The organism is Isoptericola halotolerans (assembly GCF_045689585.1).
Taxonomy (GTDB): Bacteria; Actinomycetota; Actinomycetes; order Actinomycetales; family Cellulomonadaceae; genus Isoptericola; species Isoptericola halotolerans_B.
Genome location: NZ_CP140108.1, coordinates 470,869 through 489,124 on the forward strand (window position 1 = coordinate 470,869; position 18,256 = coordinate 489,124).

Sequence of the window (18,256 nt, forward strand, 5' to 3'; positions counted from 1 at the left end):
TGCCCGAGCGCGACCGGGACAGGACCTCGATCAGCGGGCGCGCCCACAGTACCCGAACGCGGGCCCGGACTCCAAAAGGAGCCCTGGCGCGCTCTTCAGCGCTACCCCGGCACCCTCAGCGCTACCTCGGCGGGCCGGGCGCTACCTCGAGGACCCGTCAGCAGGTGAGGCCGTCCTCCGGCACGGTGCCGTCGACGAGGTAGCTGTCCACGGCGTCCATGATGCAGTCGTTCGACCGCCCGTAGGCGGTGTGCCCCTCGCCCTCGTAGGTCACGAGGACGCCGGAGTCGAGCGCCTCGGCCATGCCCTCGGACCACACGTACGGCGTCGCGGGATCGTTCGTGGTGCCGACGACCACGATGGGCGCCGCGCCGGGGGCGGCGACGTCGTACTCCTGCTCCACCACGGGGTGGGGCCAGTCGGCGCAGGTGAGGCCGTCGTAGCCGAAGAACGACCCCATGGTGGGCGCCGCCTCCTCGATCTCGGCGGCCTGCTCCCGCATGGTCTCGACGTCGTCGGAGCTGCGGCCGTCCAGGCAGTTGATCGCGGTGAACGCCTCGGTGGAGTTGGTGGCGAAGGAACCGTCGGCGTTCCGGTCGTTGTAGAAGTCCGCCAGGTACAGCAGCATCGACCCGGTGCCGCTGCCGATCGCCTCGTCGAGCGCCTGGGTCAGCAGCGGCCAGCTCTGCTCGTCGTAGAGAGTGACGGCGACGCCGTAGAAGGCGAGCGTCTGTGTCACCACCCGGTCGCCGTCGGTCGGGTACGGGCGCTCGAGCGCCTGGTCGAGCACGCTGCGCACCTGCTCCATGCCGTCGTCCACCGTTCCGGTCAGCGGGCAGTCCGGTCCGGCCTGGCAGTCGCCGACGTAGGCGCGCAGCGCGTTCTCGAAGCCGACCGCCTGACCGGCGGACATCTCGGCGGAGCCGATCCGCGGGTCGATGGCCCCGTCCAGCACCAGACGGCCGGCGCGCTCGGGGAACAGCCCGGCGTACGTCGCCCCCAGGCTCGTGCCGTACGAGAAGCCGAGGTAGTGCAGCTCCTCGTCGCCGAGCGCCGCGCGCAGCATGTCCATGTCCCTCGCCGCGCTCTGGGTGTCGACGTTGCCGAGCAGCTCGCCGGTGTTCTCCGCGCAGGCCTGCGCCCACGCGGCGCTCGACTCGCGGGCGCCGACGATCCCCTCGTCGGTCGACAGGTCGAAGTCCTCGCTGAGGTACTCGTCCTTCTCGGCGTCGTCGTAGCAGACGACCTCGGACGATTCCCGCACCCCCCGCGGGTCGAACCCGACGACGTCGTACGCCTCCCGGACCCGCTCGCCGAGGCTGCCGGAGGCGGCCTCGAGATAGTCGACGCCGGACCCGCCAGGTCCGCCCGGGTTCACCAGGAGCGACCCGATCCGGTCGCCGCTGGCCCGGGTCCGCATCAGCTCGAGCTCGATCTCGCCGGCGTCCGGGTCGCTCCAGGACAGGGGCGCCGCCACCGTGGCGCACTCGAAGTCGGTGCGGCACTCGCGCCACACCACGTCCTGGCCGTAGAACTCCTCGTACCCGTCGGGCGCGCCGCCTCCGGCGGACGAGGTGGCCTCGCCGGCGGGTGCCTGCTCCTTGCCCGGGGCGTCCGCCGTGCAGCCGGCGACCAGGAGCAGCCCGGCGACGCTCAGGACGAGCGCCCCGGTCACGCCGCCGGGGAGGCGACCGTTCGAGCGAGGGGACGACGGACTCGGGCGGGGGGTGAACTTCACGAGGACAACCTACCGGCCGGCCGCGAGCGTCCGGCCGCCATTCACCGAACCTCCGCGAGCGCCTTCGGGGAACCGGCGAAGCGCAGCCGCCCGGGCGTCTCGGACGCGGCAGCCTTGCGCAGGAAGTCCTGGCGGCGCGCCGCGAAGCCGTGACGGTCGTCGAAGAGGTCGCGGGCCATCTCGGCCAGCTCGATGGTGCGGTGGTAGGACAGCGGGCGCTCGGGGGCGCGACGCCGGGCCGTCTGCTCCGCCGCTTCCCGCTCGGTCGGTCCGGCCAGCTCGGCGGCCCGCTTGGCGAGCCACGCGTCGAACTCGGCGGCGTTCCGCGGGCCGACGCCGTCGATCAGCCCGAGCTCGGCCGCCTGGTGCGCCGAGACGGGCAGGCAGCGGGTCAGCAGGCGGTCGGCGACGTCCTCGCCGACCCGTGCCGTGACGGACCAGGTGTGCAGCTCGGAGCCGTAGATCCCCATGTCGTAGTACGGGTTGAGCACCACGCCGTCCCGGGAGAGCGCGACGTCGGCGCAGAGCCCGGTCATGACGCCGCCGGCCCCGGCGCTGGCCGTGAACGCCGCCACGGTGAGCTGCTCGGCACCGGCGATCGCCTCGCACAGGTCGTCGATGGCCTGGATGTTCGCCCAGGCCTCGGCGGCGGGGTCCTCGGCCGCGTCGATGACGCCGAGGTGGATGCCGTTGGAGAACAGGCTGTCGGTACCTCGCAGGACGAGCACGGTGGTGTCGTCCAGGCGGGCGGCCTGCACGGCGGCGGTGAGCCTGCGGCACTGCTCGGTGTGCATCGCGCCGTTGTACGAGCGGAACGTCAGGACGCCGACGTCGCCGTCGCGCTCGTAGCGGGACTCGGCCAGCTCGGCGGGAGCCTCGTGCCGGGGCGATGCCGCCTGCGGGTCCAGGACGGCGGGCGCCGGCAGCTTGGTGCCGCGCCGCGCGCCGAGGGTCGCCGCGTACCCGACCCACAGGGTGCCGTCGGTGGCCGCCAGGGCGACGGCGTCGACGTCGTGGCCGACGACGCTCCCCGGCGCTGCCTGCGGGTCCAGCACGTCCGGCGTCGCGACGGCGTCGAACAGGCAGTACCGCTCGCCGTCGACCTCGGCGGGGGCGCCGGGGGCGCCGTCGGCGGCGGCGACCCGGCGGGCCAGCTCCTCGACCCCGAGGGACCAGTCCACCTCGAACGCCGCCCGGCGCAGCAGCGGCAGCTCCCCCGTCCCGGGGACGTCGCGGGGCAGCTCGTCGGCCGGAACCGGTTCCTCACCGTCGGCGACCATCCGCACCACCTCGGTGACGCAGGCCATGGCCGCTTCCGCGACCGGGCCGTTGTACAGGGCGCTCTTCGCCACGGGGGCGTCGGGCATCGAGAACGTGGACGTGGCCCACACCGGCCCGGCGTCCATCTCTTCGACGGTGGACAGCGCCGTCACGCCCCACCGCTCCTGGCGGTTGAGGATCGCGTGGTCCAGCGAGGACGGTCCGCGGTCGCCGACCGGACCGGGGTGGACGACGACGGTGGTCCACCGGTCCCACACCTCCTGCGGCACGCGGTGCTTGAGGAACGGGCACAGGATCAGGTCGGGGTCGGCGTCTGCCACGGCCGCCGTCAGCGCCTCCGGCGAGTCGAACGTCGGTGCGATCTCGACGCCGACGTCGTGACCGGCATCGGTGAGCGCGCACCAGGCGCGCTGCGTGAGACCGTTGAACGCCGAGACCAGCAGCAGGATCCGCATCATCATCCTCTTCGTCGTCGGAGTGCCCGGATGGCACGCCACGGACGATCACAGGGCAAACCGGGTGAAAAAGCAAGATGTACCTTGACATCCGCCCCCGGCCAGAGGACGACGGCGCCCGCGCAGGCGGGGTCAGCCCTGCGGGCGCAGCGCGATGGTCATCGCCTCGAGAGCCAGCAGCGGCGCGACGTTGCCCTCGAGGCGCTCGCGCGCCTGGCCGATCGCGTCCATGCGCCGCACGGTCTGCTCGGGCGTGGCGTCGCGGGCCAGCGACCGGACCACGTCGGCGTGGGAGCTGTTGACCAGCTCGACCTCGGCGCCGAGCTGGACCACGAGCACGTCGCGGTAGAGGGACAGCAGGTCCACCATCGACCGGTCGAGCACGTCGCGCTGGCGGCGGGTGGCCCGGCGCTTCTGGTCGTCCTCGAGCTGTTTGAGCTGGGAGCGCAGCTTGGGCGGCAGCGTGTCCCCCTCGCCGACGCCGAGCGCCCGCAGCAGCTCGGCCTTCTCGGCGGCGTCCCGCTCGGTGGTGGACGCGGTGGCCTCGGCCTTGGCGACCTCGACGAGCTCGGAGGCGGCGAGCACGGCATCGGGGACGCCGCGGATGCGCCGGGCGACCTCGAGGACGGCGCGGCGCCGGGTGCGGGCCTCCGGGTCGCGGGCGAGGCGGCGCGCCAGCCCGACGTGCGACTGCGCGGCCCGGGCGGCGTCCAGGGCGAGCCCGGGTTCGACGCCGTCGCGGCGCACGAGTAGGTCTGCGACGTCGCTGGCGGGCGGCACGCGCAGGACGACCGCCCGGCACCGCGACCGGATGGTGGGCAGCACGTCCTGGACGCTGGGGGCGCAGAGCACCCAGACGGTGTGCGGCGGTGGTTCCTCGATCGACTTGAGGAGCACGTTCGTGGTGCGCTCGGCCATCCGGTCGGCGTCCTCGACGACGATGACCCGGTAGCGCCCCCCGGACGGGGTCCGCGACGCCTTCGTGATGAGGTCGCGCACCTCGTCGATCGTGATGACCACCTTGTCGGTCGCGACGACCGTCAGGTCCGGGTGCGTCCCCGCGAGCGTCGTGGTGCATGCACGGCATCGTCCGCAGCCAGGCGCCGTGCGACCCGTGCTCCCCTGGTCCGCCGGGCCGGCCGTGCACTGCAGGGCGGCTGCGAAGGCGCGGGCCGCGACGGACCGGCCGGAACCCGGCGGACCGGTCACCAGCCAGGCGTGGGTCATGGCCGCGGGATCGCTCGCCGCACGCTGCAGCACCGACACGGCCTCGGGCTGCCCGACGACGTCGTCCCACACGCTCGTGCCGCTGGTCACGCGCGGACCTCCGGCGTGAGGCCGAGCCGTGCGGCGACGTCGACCCGGATCTGAGCCTGCACGTCCTCGCGCGGTGCGGCGGAGTCCACGACGACCCACCGCTGCGGCGTCTCCGCGGCCCGCCGCAGGAACGCCTCGCGGGTGCGCCGGTGGAACGCGTCACCCGCCCGCTCCAAGCGGTCCGGCGCGCCCACGAGCCGGCCGGCCGCCTCGACGGGGTCGAGGTCGAGCAGCACCGTGGCGTCCGGCAGCAGCCCCCCGGTCGCCCAGAGCGAGAGGTCCTCCACCTCCCCCTCGCCCAGCTCGCGCCCGCCGGCCTGGTAGGCGACCGACGAGTCGAGGTAGCGGTCGGTGACCACGACGGCGCCCCGCGCGAGCGCCGGGCGGACGACGGTGGCCACGTGGTGGGCGCGGTCGGCGGCGTACAGCAGGGCCTCGGTGCGGGGATCGAGATCCTCGCCGTGCAGGACCGCCTGCCGCAGCACGGAGCCGAGCTCGGTCCCCCCGGGCTCGCGGGTCAGCACGACCTCCCGGCCGGTGACCTCACCGAGCCAGTCCCCCAGCAGGCGTGCGTGCGTCGACTTCCCCACGCCGTCGCCGCCCTCGAACGAGACGAAGTACCCCCGTGCTGTGCTCACGGCGCCACCCTAGCCGCGACCCACCGACACCCGTGCCCTCGGGCTCCCGGCGCCCCCGGGTGGCACCGCCACGGCAAGGACGACCGTGGGACGATGGGACGACCACCAGCCGAGGGGAGACGCCATGACCGCAGAGACCGTCACGCTGACCGAGGACGCCTGCTGGGAGTTCCTGCGGGACCGGCCGGTGGGCCGGCTCGCGACCGCCGTCGCCGGCGAGCCGGACATCTTCCCGGTGTCGTTCGCCGCGGCCGACGGCCACGTCTACTTCCGCACCTACCCCGGCAGCAAGCTCGTCGAGGTCGCGGTGAACACCCGGGTCGCCCTGGAGGCCGACGAGTGGTCGCCCGAGGTCGCCACGAGCGTGGTGGTCAAGGGCACCGCCGAGATCCTCGAGCACGACGCCGACCTGGCTGCCGCCGAGGCGACGGGCCTGGTCTCCTACCAGGACGACGGCAAGAACGTGTGGGTCCGCATCACGCCGGCGACGATCAGCGGGCGCCGGCTGACGCGCTGACCGTCCGGGCCCTGTCCGACCCCGACCGGCAGGCCGGGCCCCGCCCGACGGCGTCACTCGCCGGGGTAGACCACCCCGAGCTCGGCGCGCACCCGGTCGAGGATCGTCATCACCTCGAGGGTGTGCGACCACGGCATCCGTTCGCTCTGGGTGCGTCCCGTGGCGAGGCACCGCGCGACCTCGGCGGCCTCGTACGCCTTGCCCTCGCCGTCGGGCGACTCGAACGACCACGACGGGCCGTCGTCACGCACCAGGTCGAAGCGCGTCGGGCCGAAGAAGAACGCCGGGACGTCGATGCGCCCGCGGGTGCCGATGATGCGCGCCCCCGCGCCGCCCGACGCCCCGGACGACGTGTGCAGGATCGCCTGCGCACCGCTGTCGTACCCCAGGATCATGCTCACGTGGTCGTCGACGCCGGTCTCGGCCAGCGTGCCGTGCGTGAGCACGGTGTCCGGCACGCCGAGCAGGTCGTGGGCGAACGTGATCGGGTAGATCCCCAGGTCGAGCAGGGCGCCGCCCGCGAGCTCCGGTGCGAAGAGACGGTGCGAGGGGTCGAAGGCGAAGGCCACGTCGAACTCGGCGATCACCGTGCGCACCTCGCCGATCTCCCCGCGGGCGATCGCGCCGCGGATCGCCGCGACGTGCGGCAGGAACCGCGTCCAGACGGCCTCCATGCAGAACACGCCGGCGGCCTCCGCAGCGTCCAGCAGCGTGCGCGACTCGGACACCGAGCGGGTCAGCGGCTTCTCGACGAGCACGTGCTTGCCGGCCTCGATCGCGAGCAGCGCGTGCTCGAGGTGGTGCGAGTGCGGGGTGGCGACGTAGACGGCGTCGACCTCGTCGTCGGCCACCAGCGCCTCGTAGCCCCCGTGGGCCCGCGCGCCGGGGGCATGGGCGTCGGCGAACGCCTGGGCCTTGTCCACCGACCGGGAGCCGACGGCGACGACGGACGCCGCGGTGCGCTCGCGGACACCGTCGGAGAACGACGCGGCGATGTTGCCGGCGCCGAGCACGCCCCACCGCAGCGCGGGCGCGTCGAGCAGCTCGGGCACGGTGCCGTCGAGGTCGGCGGTGGTCAGGCGGGCGGCGTACGTGGCCGGGTCGACGGCGGTGTTGTCGGTCATGCACCCACGGTAGCGGGACCGTGGGCGGCGGCGATGACGGCGTCCGCGGCCACACGGACGCGCTGCAGCTCGTCCAGGCTCAGGCCCGTCGCCTCGACGACCCTCGCCGGCACCTGGAGCGCCTCCTCGCGGAGCGCCTTCCCCGCAGCGGTGAGGTGCACCTCGACGACGCGGGCGTCCGCCGTCGCGCGTCGTCGCCCGACCAGCCCCTGCTGCTCGAGACGCTTGAGCAAGGGCGACAGCGTGCCCGGGTCGAGGTAGAGGCGCGCGGCGAGCCCGGTGACGGAGGTGGTCCGCCCGGCACCCGCGTCCTCCCACAGCCCGAGCAGCACGAGGTACTGCGGGTGGGTGATCCCCAGCGGTTCGAGGATCGGTCGGTACAGCGCGACCATCGCCCGCGCGGAGGCGGACAGAACGAAGCAGACCTGCGCCTCGAGGGCGAGCGGGTCCTGCGGGTGCTCCATGGGGACAGCGTAGGACCGGATATGCTTGGTACACCAATCATTGGTGCACCAAGGAATACCGAGCGAGGAGCACGGATGGCACTGTTCAGGCGCCGCCCCGGCGACGACCGCACCTGGGGCATGCGGTTCACCGAGACCTTCCTGCCGGTCTTCGGACCCGCCTCGATCCGCCGCGGACCGGCCGTCCCCCCACGCCCGGAGGACCAGGCCCGGGAGGCCGAGCTGCGTCAGACCTTCGAGCGCGTCACGGGGGCCGACGGGCACTCCTACGTCGTGGAGCGCCGTCGGCCCGGGTGACCGCCCGCTACTTCTTGGTCGTCGACCGCTTCGCCGGTGCCTTCTTCGCCGCCGGCTTCTTCGCCGGCGCCTTGCGCTTCTTCGGACCCTGCGCGCGCTTCTCGGCGAGCAGCTCGATCGCCCGCTCGGCGGTGATCGACTCCGGGGTGAGGTCGCGCGGCAGCGTGCGGTTCGTCTCGCCGTCGGTCACGTACGGCCCGAAGCGGCCGTCCTTGACCACGATCGGCTTGGCGCTCGTCGGGTCGTCGCCGAGCTCGCGCAGCGGCGGCGTCGCCGCCGCCCGCCCCCGCCGCTTCGGCTCCGCGTAGATCTTCAGCGCCTCGTCCAGCGTGATGGTGAAGAGCTGCTCCTCCGAGGCGATCGTCCGCGAGTCCGTCCCCTTCTTCAGGTACGGGCCGTAGCGCCCGTTCTGCGCGGTGATCTCGACCCCCGACTCGGGATCGGTGCCGACCACCCGCGGCAACGACAGGATCTTCAGCGCGTCGTCGAGGGTCACGGTGGCCAGCTCCATGGACTTGAGCAGCGACCCCGTGCGTGGCTTCGGCCGCGCCGCCTTCGCCCTCTTCTTCGCGGCGGCCGACAGCTCCGGGTCGATCTCCGGCAGGTCGAGCACCTCGGTGACGTACGGGCCGTAGCGGCCGTTCTTCGCGACGATCTCGTTCCCGGACTCCGGGTCGACGCCCAGCACGCGCCCGTCGTCGGCGCCCGCCGCCAGCAGCTCACGCGCCTTGTCCACCGTCAGCTCGTCGGGTGCGATGTCCTCGGGGACCGACGCCCGTGGCGCCTTGCCCTCCTTGTCCGGCTCGGCCCGCAGGTCCTCCAGGTACGGCCCGTACCGCCCCACCCGCACCCGGATGCCCTCACCGATCTCCACGGAGTTGACGGCCACCGGGTCGATCTCGCCGAGGTCCGCCACGAGGTCGCGCAGACCCCAGGTGTGCGAGCCCTCGCCGGCGTTGCCCTCGGTGCCCTCGGTGCCCTCGGTGCCCTCACCGAAGTAGAACCGGGTCAGCCACGCCACCCGCTCGCGGTCCCCCGCGGCGATCTGGTCGAGGTCCGCCTCCATCTCGGCGGTGAAGTCGTAGTCGATGAGGCGGCCGAAGTGCTCCTCGAGCAGCTTCACGACGGCGAACGCCAGCCACGTCGGGACCATCGCCTGCCCCTTGGTCCGCACGTACCCGCGGTCCTGGACCGTCGAGATCGTCGCCGCGTACGTCGACGGACGGCCGATGCCGAGCTCCTCGAGCGCCTTGACCAGCGACGCCTCCGTGTACCGGGCGGGCGGGGAGGTGGAGTGCCCCTCGGCGGCCAGGTCGGTGCTCGCCAGGGTGTCGCCCTCCGCCATGCGCGGCAGACGGCTCTCCTTCGACGCACCCGTCTCGGCGCCCTCGGACGCGGGATCGACGTCCCGCGACTCCTCGTACGCCGCGAGGAACCCGCGGAACGTGATGACCGTGCCGGACGCCGAGAAGACGGCGTCGCTGCCGGCGCGCTCCCCCGCCCCGGCGCCCAGCGTCGCGGCGAGCCGCACGGACGCCGTCGACCCCTTGGCGTCGGCCATCTGGGAGGCGACCGTGCGCTTCCAGATGAGCTCGTAGAGCTTGAACTGGTCGCCGGAGATCTCGCGGGCCACCTGCGCCGGGGTGCGGAACGAGTCACCCGCGGGACGGATCGCCTCGTGCGCCTCCTGGGCGCCCTTGTTCTTCGAGGCGTACAGCCGCGGCGCCCCGGGCACGTACTCCGGTCCGTACAGCTCGGCGGCCTGTCGGCGTGCCGCGTCGGTCGCCTCGGCCGACAGCGCCGGCGAGTCGGTCCGCATGTACGTGATGTAGCCGTTCTCGTACAGCGCCTGCGCCGTGCGCATCGTCTGGCGGGAGGCCATCCGCAGCTTGCGCGACGCCTCCTGCTGGAGCGTCGACGTCGTGAAGGGCGCGGCCGGCTTGCGCGAGTACGGCTTGGTCTCCAGCGAGCGCACGGAGAAGTCCGCCGCGTCGAGGCCCGCGACGACGGCCCGGGCGGCCGGCTCGTCGAGGTGCACGACGCCGGTGCGCACCTTGAGGCGCCCCCGGTCGTCGAAGTCGCGGCCCGACGCCACCCGCTCGCCGGCGATGCCCGTGAGGCGGGCACGGAACAGCTGACCGGCGTCGTCCCCCTCCTGCGGTGCGAACGAGCCGTTGACGTCCCAGTAGTCGGCGGTGACGAACGCCATGCGCTCGCGCTCGCGCTCCACCACGAGCCGGGTCGCCACCGACTGCACGCGCCCCGCCGACAGCCCCTGGCGGACCTTGCGCCACAGCACCGGCGACACCTCGTAGCCGTACAACCGGTCCAGGATGCGGCGGGTCTCCTGGGCGTCGACGAGGTCCGAGTCCAGCTCGCGGGTGTTCTGCAGGGCGCGGGCGATGGCCTCGCGGGTGATCTCGTGGAAGACCATGCGGTGCACGGGGACCTTGGGCTTGAGCGCCTCGATGAGGTGCCAGGCGATCGCCTCGCCCTCGCGGTCCTCATCGGTGGCGAGGAAGAGCTCGTCGGCGTCCTTGAGCGCCGCCTTGAGCTCGCGGACCTTCGCCTTCTTGTCCGCGTACACCTCGTAGTAGGGGTCGAACCCGTTGTCGACGTCGACCGCGAACTTCTTGTACGGCCCCTTCTTCATCTCCGCCGGCAGGTCCGAGGGCTGCGGGAGGTCACGGATGTGGCCGACGCTGGCCTCGACGACGTAGTCGTCGCCGAGGTAGCCCTGGATCTTGCGAGCCTTGGTGGGAGACTCCACGATCACGAGCTTGCGGGCCTGTGGCATCCGTTCCTGCTTTCCGACGGTGTTGAGCGGTGTGGGGCGGTCCTGCGCGGGCGCTGACGGGTGCAGCGTCCTGTCACGGTACGACACGGACGACGACGGCGGCACTCTACCGAGGAGTGCCGCCGTCGGTGCAGCGTCGTCCACACGCCTTCGTGCGTCCTGGCAGCGAACCGGGTTTCCCTCAGTCCCGCGGACGGGCCGTGGCCTGACGCACCAGCAGGAGCAGCGCGAACGTCACTGCGGTGGCGGACAGCACGCCGAGGACCCCCGCCCCGTAGGCCGTCACGTCCTCGCCGATCGGCACCGTACCGGCCTCCAGGAGCCGGACGGCCGCGGCGAGCGCGAGACCGCCGGTCACCGCGCCGCCGAGGAGCAGCAGCCCCGCCACGACCGAGGAGCCCGGCGAGTGGAACGCATGGGGCTGCGGGAGCCCCGACGGCAGCCGTCGACGACGGGGTGCGACGTCGAGCGAGCTGGCGGGCGTCATCGCGCAGACGAGCGCACCCCACGCCAGGACCACGAAGAGCGCGGCGACGACGTCGGACGGACGGTGCCACTGGCCGACGAGCGTCGACACCCCGGTCGCCCCGGTGTACGCGGCCCCGAGCAGCGCCACCGCCGGACGCCAGGCCCGCGGCGTCGCCAGCAGCAGGGCCACCGAGACGCTCGCGGCGACGGTCGTGTGGCCGCTCGGCAACGTGTTCGCCCCGTTCCAGCCGGGCAGCAGGTCGGGGCGGGTGAGCACCTGGTGCTTGAGCACCTGCGTCGTGAGGTTGGCACCGCCGACCAGCACCGCCACCTGCAGCGCCAGCACCCACCGCCGACGTACCAGCGCCACCGCCATGGCCGCGCCGATCCCGCCCACGATGAACGCGACGGAGACGACGTCGAGCACCGGTTCCGCGACCCGCCAGAGCCGTCCCTGGCCGTACGCCGCACCGGTGAACGCGAGCTCGTCGAGCGACTGTCCCGGCACCGTCGTGACGAAGTAGCGGTAGGTCGCCCCGAGCGCGACGACCGCGAGCACCGCGACCACCGCGGCGACCGCCTGCACCCCGGCGCGCACCCGCGGCCGGGGCGGCGCCACGACGGCGCCGACCGGCGTGGGGACCTGTCCACCGGACATCGGTGCGTGAGCAGGCGGGAGCGACGCGGGACCCTCCGGAGGGACCGCTGCCGGGAGCTCACGAGTGTCGCCGTTCACGCAGGTCACCGTATCCGTTCCGTGTGGCCAAGTCGTGGACGACCCGTGCGGCCTGCGCACGGGTGCCGCAGGTCCGGCAGACCGGAGACCCGCGACCCGCGTCCTGAGCCCGGGAACTCGGCGCGAGCCCGGCTCGTCTGCTCAGGGGAAAGGTCCTGGGCACGAGGTGGGAGCCATGAGCACAGAACGTCCCGGCGCCATCGACGTCGGACCGCTCCTCGAGCACACGGCGACCCGTCTGGGCCGACGACGGGTCGGCGTCGTCGTCGGGCACCTGGCCCCCGACGGGACGTCCACGGTGCGCAGCACCGGCCGGACCTCCCTGCCCGACGGCGCGACCCCGGACGCACGGACGAGGTTCGAGATCGGCTCGATCACCAAGACCTTCACGGGTCTCTCGCTGGCCCGTGCCGTGACGGCCGGCCGGCTCGACCTGGACACGCCCGTGGGCGAGCTCGTCGACGAGGTCGCGGGGCTCGGGCGCGGCGGCGTCGAGGTCACCCTGCGACACCTCGCCACCCACACGTCCGGCCTGCCGCGCGTCCACGTCCCCGTGCTCCGCGGGACCCTGGACGCCTATCGCGGGCTCGACCCCTACCGCCGCCACTCGGAGGACGCGCTGCTGGCCGCGATCCGCACCGGCCGGCTGCGCCGCCCGCCCGGTACGGGCCGGCCGGCCTACTCGAACAGCGGCTTCGGTCTGCTCGGGATCGCCCTCACCCGGCACGAAGGGCTCACCTTCGGCGAGCTGGTCGCCCGGGACGCCACCGGTCCGCTCGGGCTCGCGGACACCGGGACCACCGACCGGGCGACGCCCGAGCAGGTCGCCCGGACCGCCGTCGGCCACCACCGCCGACACACGCCGGCCGCGCCCTGGAACCTCGACGCGCTGCCCGGGGCCGGGGCGCTGCACTCGACCGCCACCGACCTCCTCGACTGGGGTCGTGCACACCTCGACCCGCCGCCCGGAGACCTCGGTGGGGCCGTCCGGACGGCCGTGGCCGAGCAGGGGCCGCGCATCGGCCTCGCCTGGCAACGCACGGTGACCGAGGCGGACCGCCGCCGCGGGCGCGACCTCGTGATCTGGCACAGCGGTGGCACCGGAGGCTTCCGCTCCGCGCTGTGCCTGCACCCCGGCACCGGGCACGCCGTCGTCGTCCTGGCCAACCACGGTCGGAGCGTCGCCCTGGCAGCGTTCCGGCTGCTGGCCGCGCTCGACCGGTGAGCGGGAGCGCCGACGGCGGTGCAGCACGACGACCGGTAGAGCCTCGTGCAGGACGAGCGCAGGGCATGTTCGCCCAGTGCGGGACGGGCACAGGGCACGCCGGTGCGGGGGCACAGGGCACGCCCGACCGGCGTGGCACCTGCTCAGTCCGGGCCCTGAGAACGGGAAGCACTCAGAACGGGGGCTCACCAGGATCCGGTAGGCCCGGTGGCTCGAGTGGAACCACGGGCTCCGGGAGCGATCGGTGGATGCTCGCGGGCGGGCGACCGTCCGGGCGGGTCACGTGCCGCCTGCCAGTGGGCGACGTCCCTTCCAGCACGCCGCCCAGTCCCAACGGTTCACCGGTGGAGGCGTCGCTCCCGGTACGGCCGGGCGCCGCGCGGCGTACCGACCATCGCGTCCGGTGCTTCAGCACATGATGCTTGCGGCACAGGTGAGCCAGGTTGTCCGCGCTCGTGGTGCCGCCGAGGGCCCAGTCGGTGGTGTGGTCGAGATCAGCCCGGTCAGCGGCCACCCCGCACCCGGGGAAGCGGCAGGTGGCGTCGCGCCGGACGAGCGCAGCCCTCAGCGGACGGGACCGTGTACGACTCGCGGCCGACGGACAGCGCGACGCCGGACTCCGGGTGCGCCAGCACCCGACGCAACGACGGTGCCAGCCCGGCCAGCTCGCGGGCGACGTCGGGGCTCACCGGCCCGTAGGCGTCGAGGTCACCCGGGATGTCGGCCACGCCCAGCAGGGTCAGCACCGGCACCGTCACCGTGACGCGAGGCCGGATCGACCTCGCCAGCGCAGCCAGCGACGGCATCGTCGGGGCCAGCGGCGGTGGGGCCGTCGGTCGCGGCGGGGCCGACGGCTCCTGGAAAGAGGACTGCTGGGTCAGGAAGAGCGGTGGGGGCGACGGCGCGGGCTGCTCCGGCGAGTCCGGCTCGGACAAAACGGGCTCAGACGGTGCCGGATCGGGCAACGTGGGCACGCAGGTGCGGTCGAGAGTGCCGTCGTCGAGCAGCAGCGCAGCGAACGCGTCCGCCATCGCGTGGCCCCGGCGAAGGGACGCGCCCTCCCCGCGCAGGCTCGTCGCGGCGCGGGCCAGCCTGTCGTACGCGGCGTGCGCCACGACGGCGGGCAGGTGCGCCGAGAGCCACGCCATGCCGTCACGACCGTCGTCGAGGTGGACGCCCCGGGCCTCGACGGCCCAAGCATGGCGCACCTCGACCGGCTCTGGATGGAGGCACTCCCTCGCCCGGCGCACCCGCGCATCGATCTGCCCCGGCGTGCTGGTGACGAGCGCCGGGGCGACCGCCTCCTCGACGCGTCCGGCGGCGTCGTCGTCCAGGTCGGCGACATGCCGGGCGACGCGGGAGGCGTGCGCCCACGAGCACCGGCCCTCCGACAGCGTCGCGAGCGTGCGCGGGGCCTTGGCGCGTAGGGCGTTCGCGTGGTCGCACAACGTCCCGGCGGCATGCTCGCCCACGTGCAGGACGGTCGCGACCTCCGCGAGCACGGCCCGGCGGGCGAGCTCCTGACGCCGGGGCCGACGTCGCCCGCGGGCCGGCTCCGGCGTCGTCCACGAGCCGGGCCTCGGCCTGCTCGGCAACCTGAGACACCTCGGCCAGGAGAACTGCCCGTCGCCCCTCGAGGGCGCCGATCGCGGACTGGACCTCGGCCAGCGAGTCGAGCAGGTGGTCGAGTCGGGACAGCTCGACGTCCGTCGGCGCGAGTTGTCGCGTCACAGCGGCAGCCGGGGCTGTCGATGGCCCGGCGGACTGCGTCGTCATGGTCCGACACTACCAGAACTCGAACATGTGTTCCCCTGAGGTGACCGCGCGAGACTGCAGCCCAAACTGGGCAGTCATGTCGTGGACGCCTGTCCATGACATGAGGGTCTTCAGCGCTCCGAGTTGGCGATGGTGTCGAGGAGCGTGGTGTTGGTCAGGTGGATGCGACCGCGTTTGAGGTTGATGCAGCCCTGGTCGGCGAGCTCGCCGAGGGCTGTGGTGGTGCGTTCGCGTGTCGCGCCGACGAGTGCGGCGAGTTGTGCGTGGGTGAGGCGGACGGGCTGGTCGGGGGCGTGCCGGGCCAGGCGGCAGAGTGTCGCCGCGAGTCGTTCGGTCAGTGTCTTGGTGGTGAGGTCGGCGACCTGGTCCTCGAGGTCGGCGAGCCGGGTCGACAGCAGTTCCGCGATGCGCAGAGCGACGCGGGGTTGGGTGAAGAGCATGTCGCGGACATCGGTGCGGCTCATGAGGCACAGCTCGCTGGGCTCGAGCGCTTCGGCCCAGGCGCCGCGCATCCGCAGGCCGAGCGGCGGCATCTCGCCGACGACGGTCCCGGGTCCGAGCACCGCGGTGGTGACGGTCTTGCCGTCGGCCAGGACTCGGAACACCCGCAGACGGCCGCGCTTGACGATGAAGAGCACCTCGACGGGCCGCAGCGGATCGAAGACGATCTGTCCGGCGTCGACGGTGCGTAGGGGCGCGCGGGCGTTGAGCTCGGCCATCTCGTGGCGTGACAGGTCGCGGAAGAGGTCGACCTCGGCCAGGCAGTAGAGGTCGTCGGGTGGTGTGGCGGCCATGTCAAGCATCGTCCCCCGGCGGAGGGCCGTCCGCCTCGTCCAGCTGGAGCAGCAGGTCGGCGAGCTCGGGGTTGCCGAGGGAGATGATGTCGTCGCCCAGGAGGTAGGTCGGGGTCCCGACGACGCCGCGGGGTGTCGGCGCGGTTTCGAGGTCGACCACTTCGACGGGGTATCCGGGTCGGAGCCGTCGGACGGCGTCGGCGCGTGCGCGGGCGATATGGCAACCCGCGCACGCGGTGGCGACGACGACCCGCAGCACCGGTGCGCTGAGGCGCGTCGTCATGCGCGGCGTCGCTTGAGCCCGAACAGCACGAGGGCAGTGACCAGGCCGAAGATGACGTGGCCCATGAGGCTCATCCACTGGTCGGAGCCGACCGTGAAGATCATGTCGCGCATCATCGGATCCATCGTCACGCTCAGCCACAGCGGCATGAGGATCAGGGCGCCGAGCACCCACCAGACGATGCCGTAGACCATTCCGGCGCCCAGGACGGGCCAGAGCTTGTCGGCGGTACCCCAGGCGACGAGCCCGAAGATCGCGCCGATGACGGCGGAGTTGACGAGGTGCACGCCCAACCCGACGACGGCGTTCTCGGAACCGGCGAGGCCGGCGACCATGGGCAGCATGCCCATCATGGCCATAAGCATGCCGAAGACCATGCCCCCGATCAGGCCGGCGAGGGCGCCGTTGGCCGCCTTGGTGACGATGCCGGCGTGTGCCAAGGGCTGGCCGGCGGCGTCGGCGGCGTGAGCTGCAGTAGACACGATGGGGTCCCTTCGTCGTAGCCGCCGACGGTCGGCGGCCTCGCGCCCAGCCTCCTGCCCACGGGTGGTGTCTTTCGGTGACCTGGGTGACAGTTCCCACCACGAGCCGTGCGTAGCGTCGAGGCAGTTGCCGAGGAGAAGGGAGCCATCATGAAACGCGCTCGGTGGAACGGCGTGGTGATCGCGGAGGCCGACCGCACGGTGCAGGTCGAGGGCAACGACTACTTCCCACCCGAGTCCCTGCACCGTGAGTACTTCATCGAGACACCCACGCGGTCGTTGTGCCCGTGGAAGGGGATCGCGAGCTACTACGCGGTGACCGACGGCGATGAGGTCGCGGCGGACGCGGCGTGGACCTACCGCCACCCCAGTCCGCTGGCACGCCGTATCAAGAACCACGTCGCGTTCTGGGGCGGCGTTGTCGTCGAGGACGTTCCCGACGGCGATGTCTGCCTCCCCGGGGACGGCGCGGGGGCGTCCGCGTGAGCTCACACGGCCGCGCCGCCGGCAGCGGCGAATACGACGTCGTGGTTGTCGGGGGCGGTTCCGCGGGGCTGGCCGCCGTGCAGACGGCCGCTCGTGCTCGCGCGCGGGTGCTGCTCGTCGCCGAGGGAGATATCGGCGGCGACTGCACCTTCACCGGCTGCGTCCCGTCCAAGACTCTGCTTGAGGCGGCCGCCCGCGGAGTGCTCTTCGAGGAGGCTATGGCCGCCGTGCGGGCCAACGTGGCGCGGATCGCCGCGACCGAGGACGCGTCCGTGCTGCGCTCCCACGGGATCGAGGTGCTGCGCGGGCGTGCCCGGCTCGCCGGCGGCGGCGTGGTCGAGGTGGACGGCACGCACGTCGTCGCGCGGCGGATCGTGCTCGCGACCGGGTCTGCGCCGGTGCTCCCGCTGGTCGTCGGCCTGACCGAGCTGCCCGCCGACCGCCCCGCGCTGACCACCGACACGATCTTCGACCTGGCCGAGGCGCCGTCCTCGCTGGCCGTGCTCGGCGGAGGGCCGACCGGCTGTGAACTGGCTCAGGCGTTCGCCCGCCTCGGCGTGCGGGTCACGCTGGTCGAGGCGGCCGGCCGGCTGCTGCCGGACGCCGAGCCGGAGGTCTCCGCCGTCATCCGCGACGCGCTGGCCGCGGACGGTGTCGAGATCCGGGCGGGCAGCCCGGTCGAGAACGTCGCCGACCTCGACGTCGAGCGCGTGCTCGTCACCACCGGCCGGCGCCCTGCCACCGCGAACCTCGGGCTCGAGGCGGCCGGCGTGCGCACGGACGAGCGGGGGTACCTGGTCGTCGACGCGCACCTCGCTACCACGGCGGAGGGCGTGTACGCCGCCGGGGACGTCACCGGGCTGTCCGGGCACACGCACGACGCCTACGCGATGGGGCGGGTGGCCGTCCAGGTCGCGCTGACGGGCCCCCGACGGCGGCGTCCCACCTACGACCCGGCCGGCAGCCCGCAGGTGGTGTTCACCGACCCCGAGGTCGCCACCGTGGGGATCACCGAGCGTGAGGCGGGCCCCCGAGCCCGCGTGGCCCACCTGCCGATGGCGGAGGTCGACCGGGCGGTCACGGCAGGGGCCACCGCAGGGTTCGTCACCCTGGTGGCGGGGCCGCGTCCCGTCGTGGGGAACCTCGGCGGCGGGCGACTGCTCGGCGCGACCATCGTGGCGCGGCGGGCCGGAGAGCTGATCCACGAGCCCGCGCTGGCGTTGCGCACCGGGATGTTCACCGGTCGCCTGGCCCAGACGGTGCACGCCTACCCGACGTGGTCGGTCGCCGTGCAGCAGGCCGCCGCGCAGTTCTTCGGCGGCTACGGCGGTCGGACCGCCCGGCCGCCCCGCCGCGGCGCCCGCCCCGGGGAATGAGG

At 73.6% G+C, this 18,256-nt stretch carries 18 protein-coding genes; 5 read left to right on the forward strand and 13 right to left on the reverse strand.

Translation table 11 applies throughout. From position 1 onward, the window contains the following. Nucleotides 1-157: 157 nt before the first annotated feature. The 4 genes from UQW22_RS02185 to tmk all read right to left on the reverse strand — a co-directional run bounded on the left by UQW22_RS02185 (nucleotide 158) and on the right by tmk (nucleotide 5,429). Nucleotides 158-1,738, reverse strand: coding sequence for an alpha/beta hydrolase (locus UQW22_RS02185; protein WP_407319206.1), 1,581 nt, complete (start codon nucleotides 1,736-1,738; stop codon nucleotides 158-160). A gap of 41 nt (nucleotides 1,739-1,779) precedes the next feature. Then, nucleotides 1,780-3,480 carry an enoyl-CoA hydratase-related protein gene (locus UQW22_RS02190; RefSeq protein ID WP_407319207.1) on the reverse strand — a complete coding sequence of 567 codons (1,701 nt, stop codon included), beginning with the start codon at nucleotides 3,478-3,480 and terminating at the stop codon, nucleotides 1,780-1,782. A 126-nt stretch (nucleotides 3,481-3,606) separates the two neighbouring features. Beyond that, nucleotides 3,607-4,791 carry a DNA polymerase III subunit delta' gene (locus UQW22_RS02195; protein WP_407319208.1) on the reverse strand — a complete coding sequence of 395 codons (1,185 nt, stop codon included), beginning with the start codon at nucleotides 4,789-4,791 and terminating at the stop codon, nucleotides 3,607-3,609. Continuing rightward, on the reverse strand, nucleotides 4,788-5,429 hold the full coding sequence (gene tmk / locus UQW22_RS02200) for a dTMP kinase (protein ID WP_407319210.1): 642 nt from the start codon (nucleotides 5,427-5,429) through the stop codon (nucleotides 4,788-4,790). The genes UQW22_RS02195 and tmk overlap by 4 nt, the downstream gene beginning before the upstream one ends. A 124-nt stretch (nucleotides 5,430-5,553) precedes the next feature. Between tmk and UQW22_RS02205 the strand changes: the two genes are divergently transcribed. Next, nucleotides 5,554-5,946, forward strand: coding sequence for a pyridoxamine 5'-phosphate oxidase family protein (locus tag UQW22_RS02205; RefSeq protein WP_407319211.1), 393 nt, complete (start codon nucleotides 5,554-5,556; stop codon nucleotides 5,944-5,946). Nucleotides 5,947-5,999: 53 nt separating this feature from the next. On the opposite strand, the gene UQW22_RS02210 is transcribed toward UQW22_RS02205, so the two are convergent. Then, entirely contained in the window at nucleotides 6,000-7,070 is a 1,071-nt protein-coding gene (locus UQW22_RS02210; RefSeq protein ID WP_407319212.1) for a Gfo/Idh/MocA family protein, read from the reverse strand. After that, complete coding sequence (locus UQW22_RS02215; RefSeq protein ID WP_407319213.1) at nucleotides 7,067-7,534, reverse strand: MarR family winged helix-turn-helix transcriptional regulator; 468 nt, start codon at nucleotides 7,532-7,534, stop codon at nucleotides 7,067-7,069. The genes UQW22_RS02210 and UQW22_RS02215 overlap by 4 nt, the downstream gene beginning before the upstream one ends. 75 nt (nucleotides 7,535-7,609) lie before the next feature. On the opposite strand from UQW22_RS02215, the gene UQW22_RS02220 reads away from it, so the two are divergent. Continuing rightward, complete coding sequence (locus UQW22_RS02220) at nucleotides 7,610-7,831, forward strand: hypothetical protein (RefSeq protein ID WP_407319214.1); 222 nt, start codon at nucleotides 7,610-7,612, stop codon at nucleotides 7,829-7,831. A gap of 7 nt (nucleotides 7,832-7,838) precedes the next feature. On the opposite strand, the gene topA is transcribed toward UQW22_RS02220, so the two are convergent. Both topA and UQW22_RS02230 read right to left on the reverse strand, forming a co-directional pair. Next, complete coding sequence (gene topA / locus UQW22_RS02225) at nucleotides 7,839-10,628, reverse strand: type I DNA topoisomerase (protein ID WP_407319215.1); 2,790 nt, start codon at nucleotides 10,626-10,628, stop codon at nucleotides 7,839-7,841. A gap of 181 nt (nucleotides 10,629-10,809) precedes the next feature. Then, complete coding sequence (locus tag UQW22_RS02230) at nucleotides 10,810-11,754, reverse strand: phosphatase PAP2 family protein (RefSeq protein WP_407319216.1); 945 nt, start codon at nucleotides 11,752-11,754, stop codon at nucleotides 10,810-10,812. A gap of 253 nt (nucleotides 11,755-12,007) precedes the next feature. Between UQW22_RS02230 and UQW22_RS02235 the strand changes: the two genes are divergently transcribed. Continuing rightward, nucleotides 12,008-13,057, forward strand: coding sequence for a serine hydrolase domain-containing protein (locus tag UQW22_RS02235; protein ID WP_407319217.1), 1,050 nt, complete (start codon nucleotides 12,008-12,010; stop codon nucleotides 13,055-13,057). Between the two features lie 172 nt (nucleotides 13,058-13,229). Here the strand turns inward: UQW22_RS02235 and UQW22_RS02240 are convergent, their stop codons facing one another. The 5 genes from UQW22_RS02240 to UQW22_RS02260 all read right to left on the reverse strand — a co-directional run bounded on the left by UQW22_RS02240 (nucleotide 13,230) and on the right by UQW22_RS02260 (nucleotide 16,392). Continuing rightward, nucleotides 13,230-13,571: an HNH endonuclease signature motif containing protein gene (locus tag UQW22_RS02240; RefSeq protein WP_407319218.1), complete on the reverse strand. Its 342-nt coding sequence runs from the start codon at nucleotides 13,569-13,571 to the stop codon at nucleotides 13,230-13,232. Next, nucleotides 13,561-14,652 carry a DUF222 domain-containing protein gene (locus UQW22_RS02245; protein WP_407319219.1) on the reverse strand — a complete coding sequence of 364 codons (1,092 nt, stop codon included), beginning with the start codon at nucleotides 14,650-14,652 and terminating at the stop codon, nucleotides 13,561-13,563. The genes UQW22_RS02240 and UQW22_RS02245 overlap by 11 nt, the downstream gene beginning before the upstream one ends. Nucleotides 14,653-14,943: 291 nt before the next feature. Next, nucleotides 14,944-15,627, reverse strand: a complete 684-nt coding sequence (locus UQW22_RS02250) for a Crp/Fnr family transcriptional regulator (RefSeq protein ID WP_407319220.1) — start codon at nucleotides 15,625-15,627, stop codon at nucleotides 14,944-14,946. A gap of 1 nt (nucleotide 15,628) precedes the next feature. Then, nucleotides 15,629-15,787 (reverse strand): hypothetical protein, encoded by a 159-nt coding sequence (locus UQW22_RS02255; RefSeq protein WP_407319221.1) that lies wholly within the window; start codon nucleotides 15,785-15,787, stop codon nucleotides 15,629-15,631. A 119-nt stretch (nucleotides 15,788-15,906) separates the two neighbouring features. Then, a complete protein-coding gene (locus UQW22_RS02260) occupies nucleotides 15,907-16,392 on the reverse strand; it encodes a hypothetical protein (protein WP_407319222.1) in 486 nt (161 codons plus the stop codon). A gap of 150 nt (nucleotides 16,393-16,542) precedes the next feature. Here UQW22_RS02260 and UQW22_RS02265 point away from each other — a divergent pair, with 150 nt between their 5' ends. Together UQW22_RS02265 and UQW22_RS02270 are read left to right on the forward strand one after the other, a co-directional pair. Then, complete coding sequence (locus tag UQW22_RS02265; RefSeq protein ID WP_407319223.1) at nucleotides 16,543-16,878, forward strand: DUF427 domain-containing protein; 336 nt, start codon at nucleotides 16,543-16,545, stop codon at nucleotides 16,876-16,878. Next, complete coding sequence (locus tag UQW22_RS02270; protein WP_407319224.1) at nucleotides 16,875-18,254, forward strand: dihydrolipoyl dehydrogenase family protein; 1,380 nt, start codon at nucleotides 16,875-16,877, stop codon at nucleotides 18,252-18,254. Before UQW22_RS02265 ends, UQW22_RS02270 begins: the two co-directional genes overlap by 4 nt. The last annotated feature ends 2 nt before the right edge of the window (nucleotides 18,255-18,256 follow it).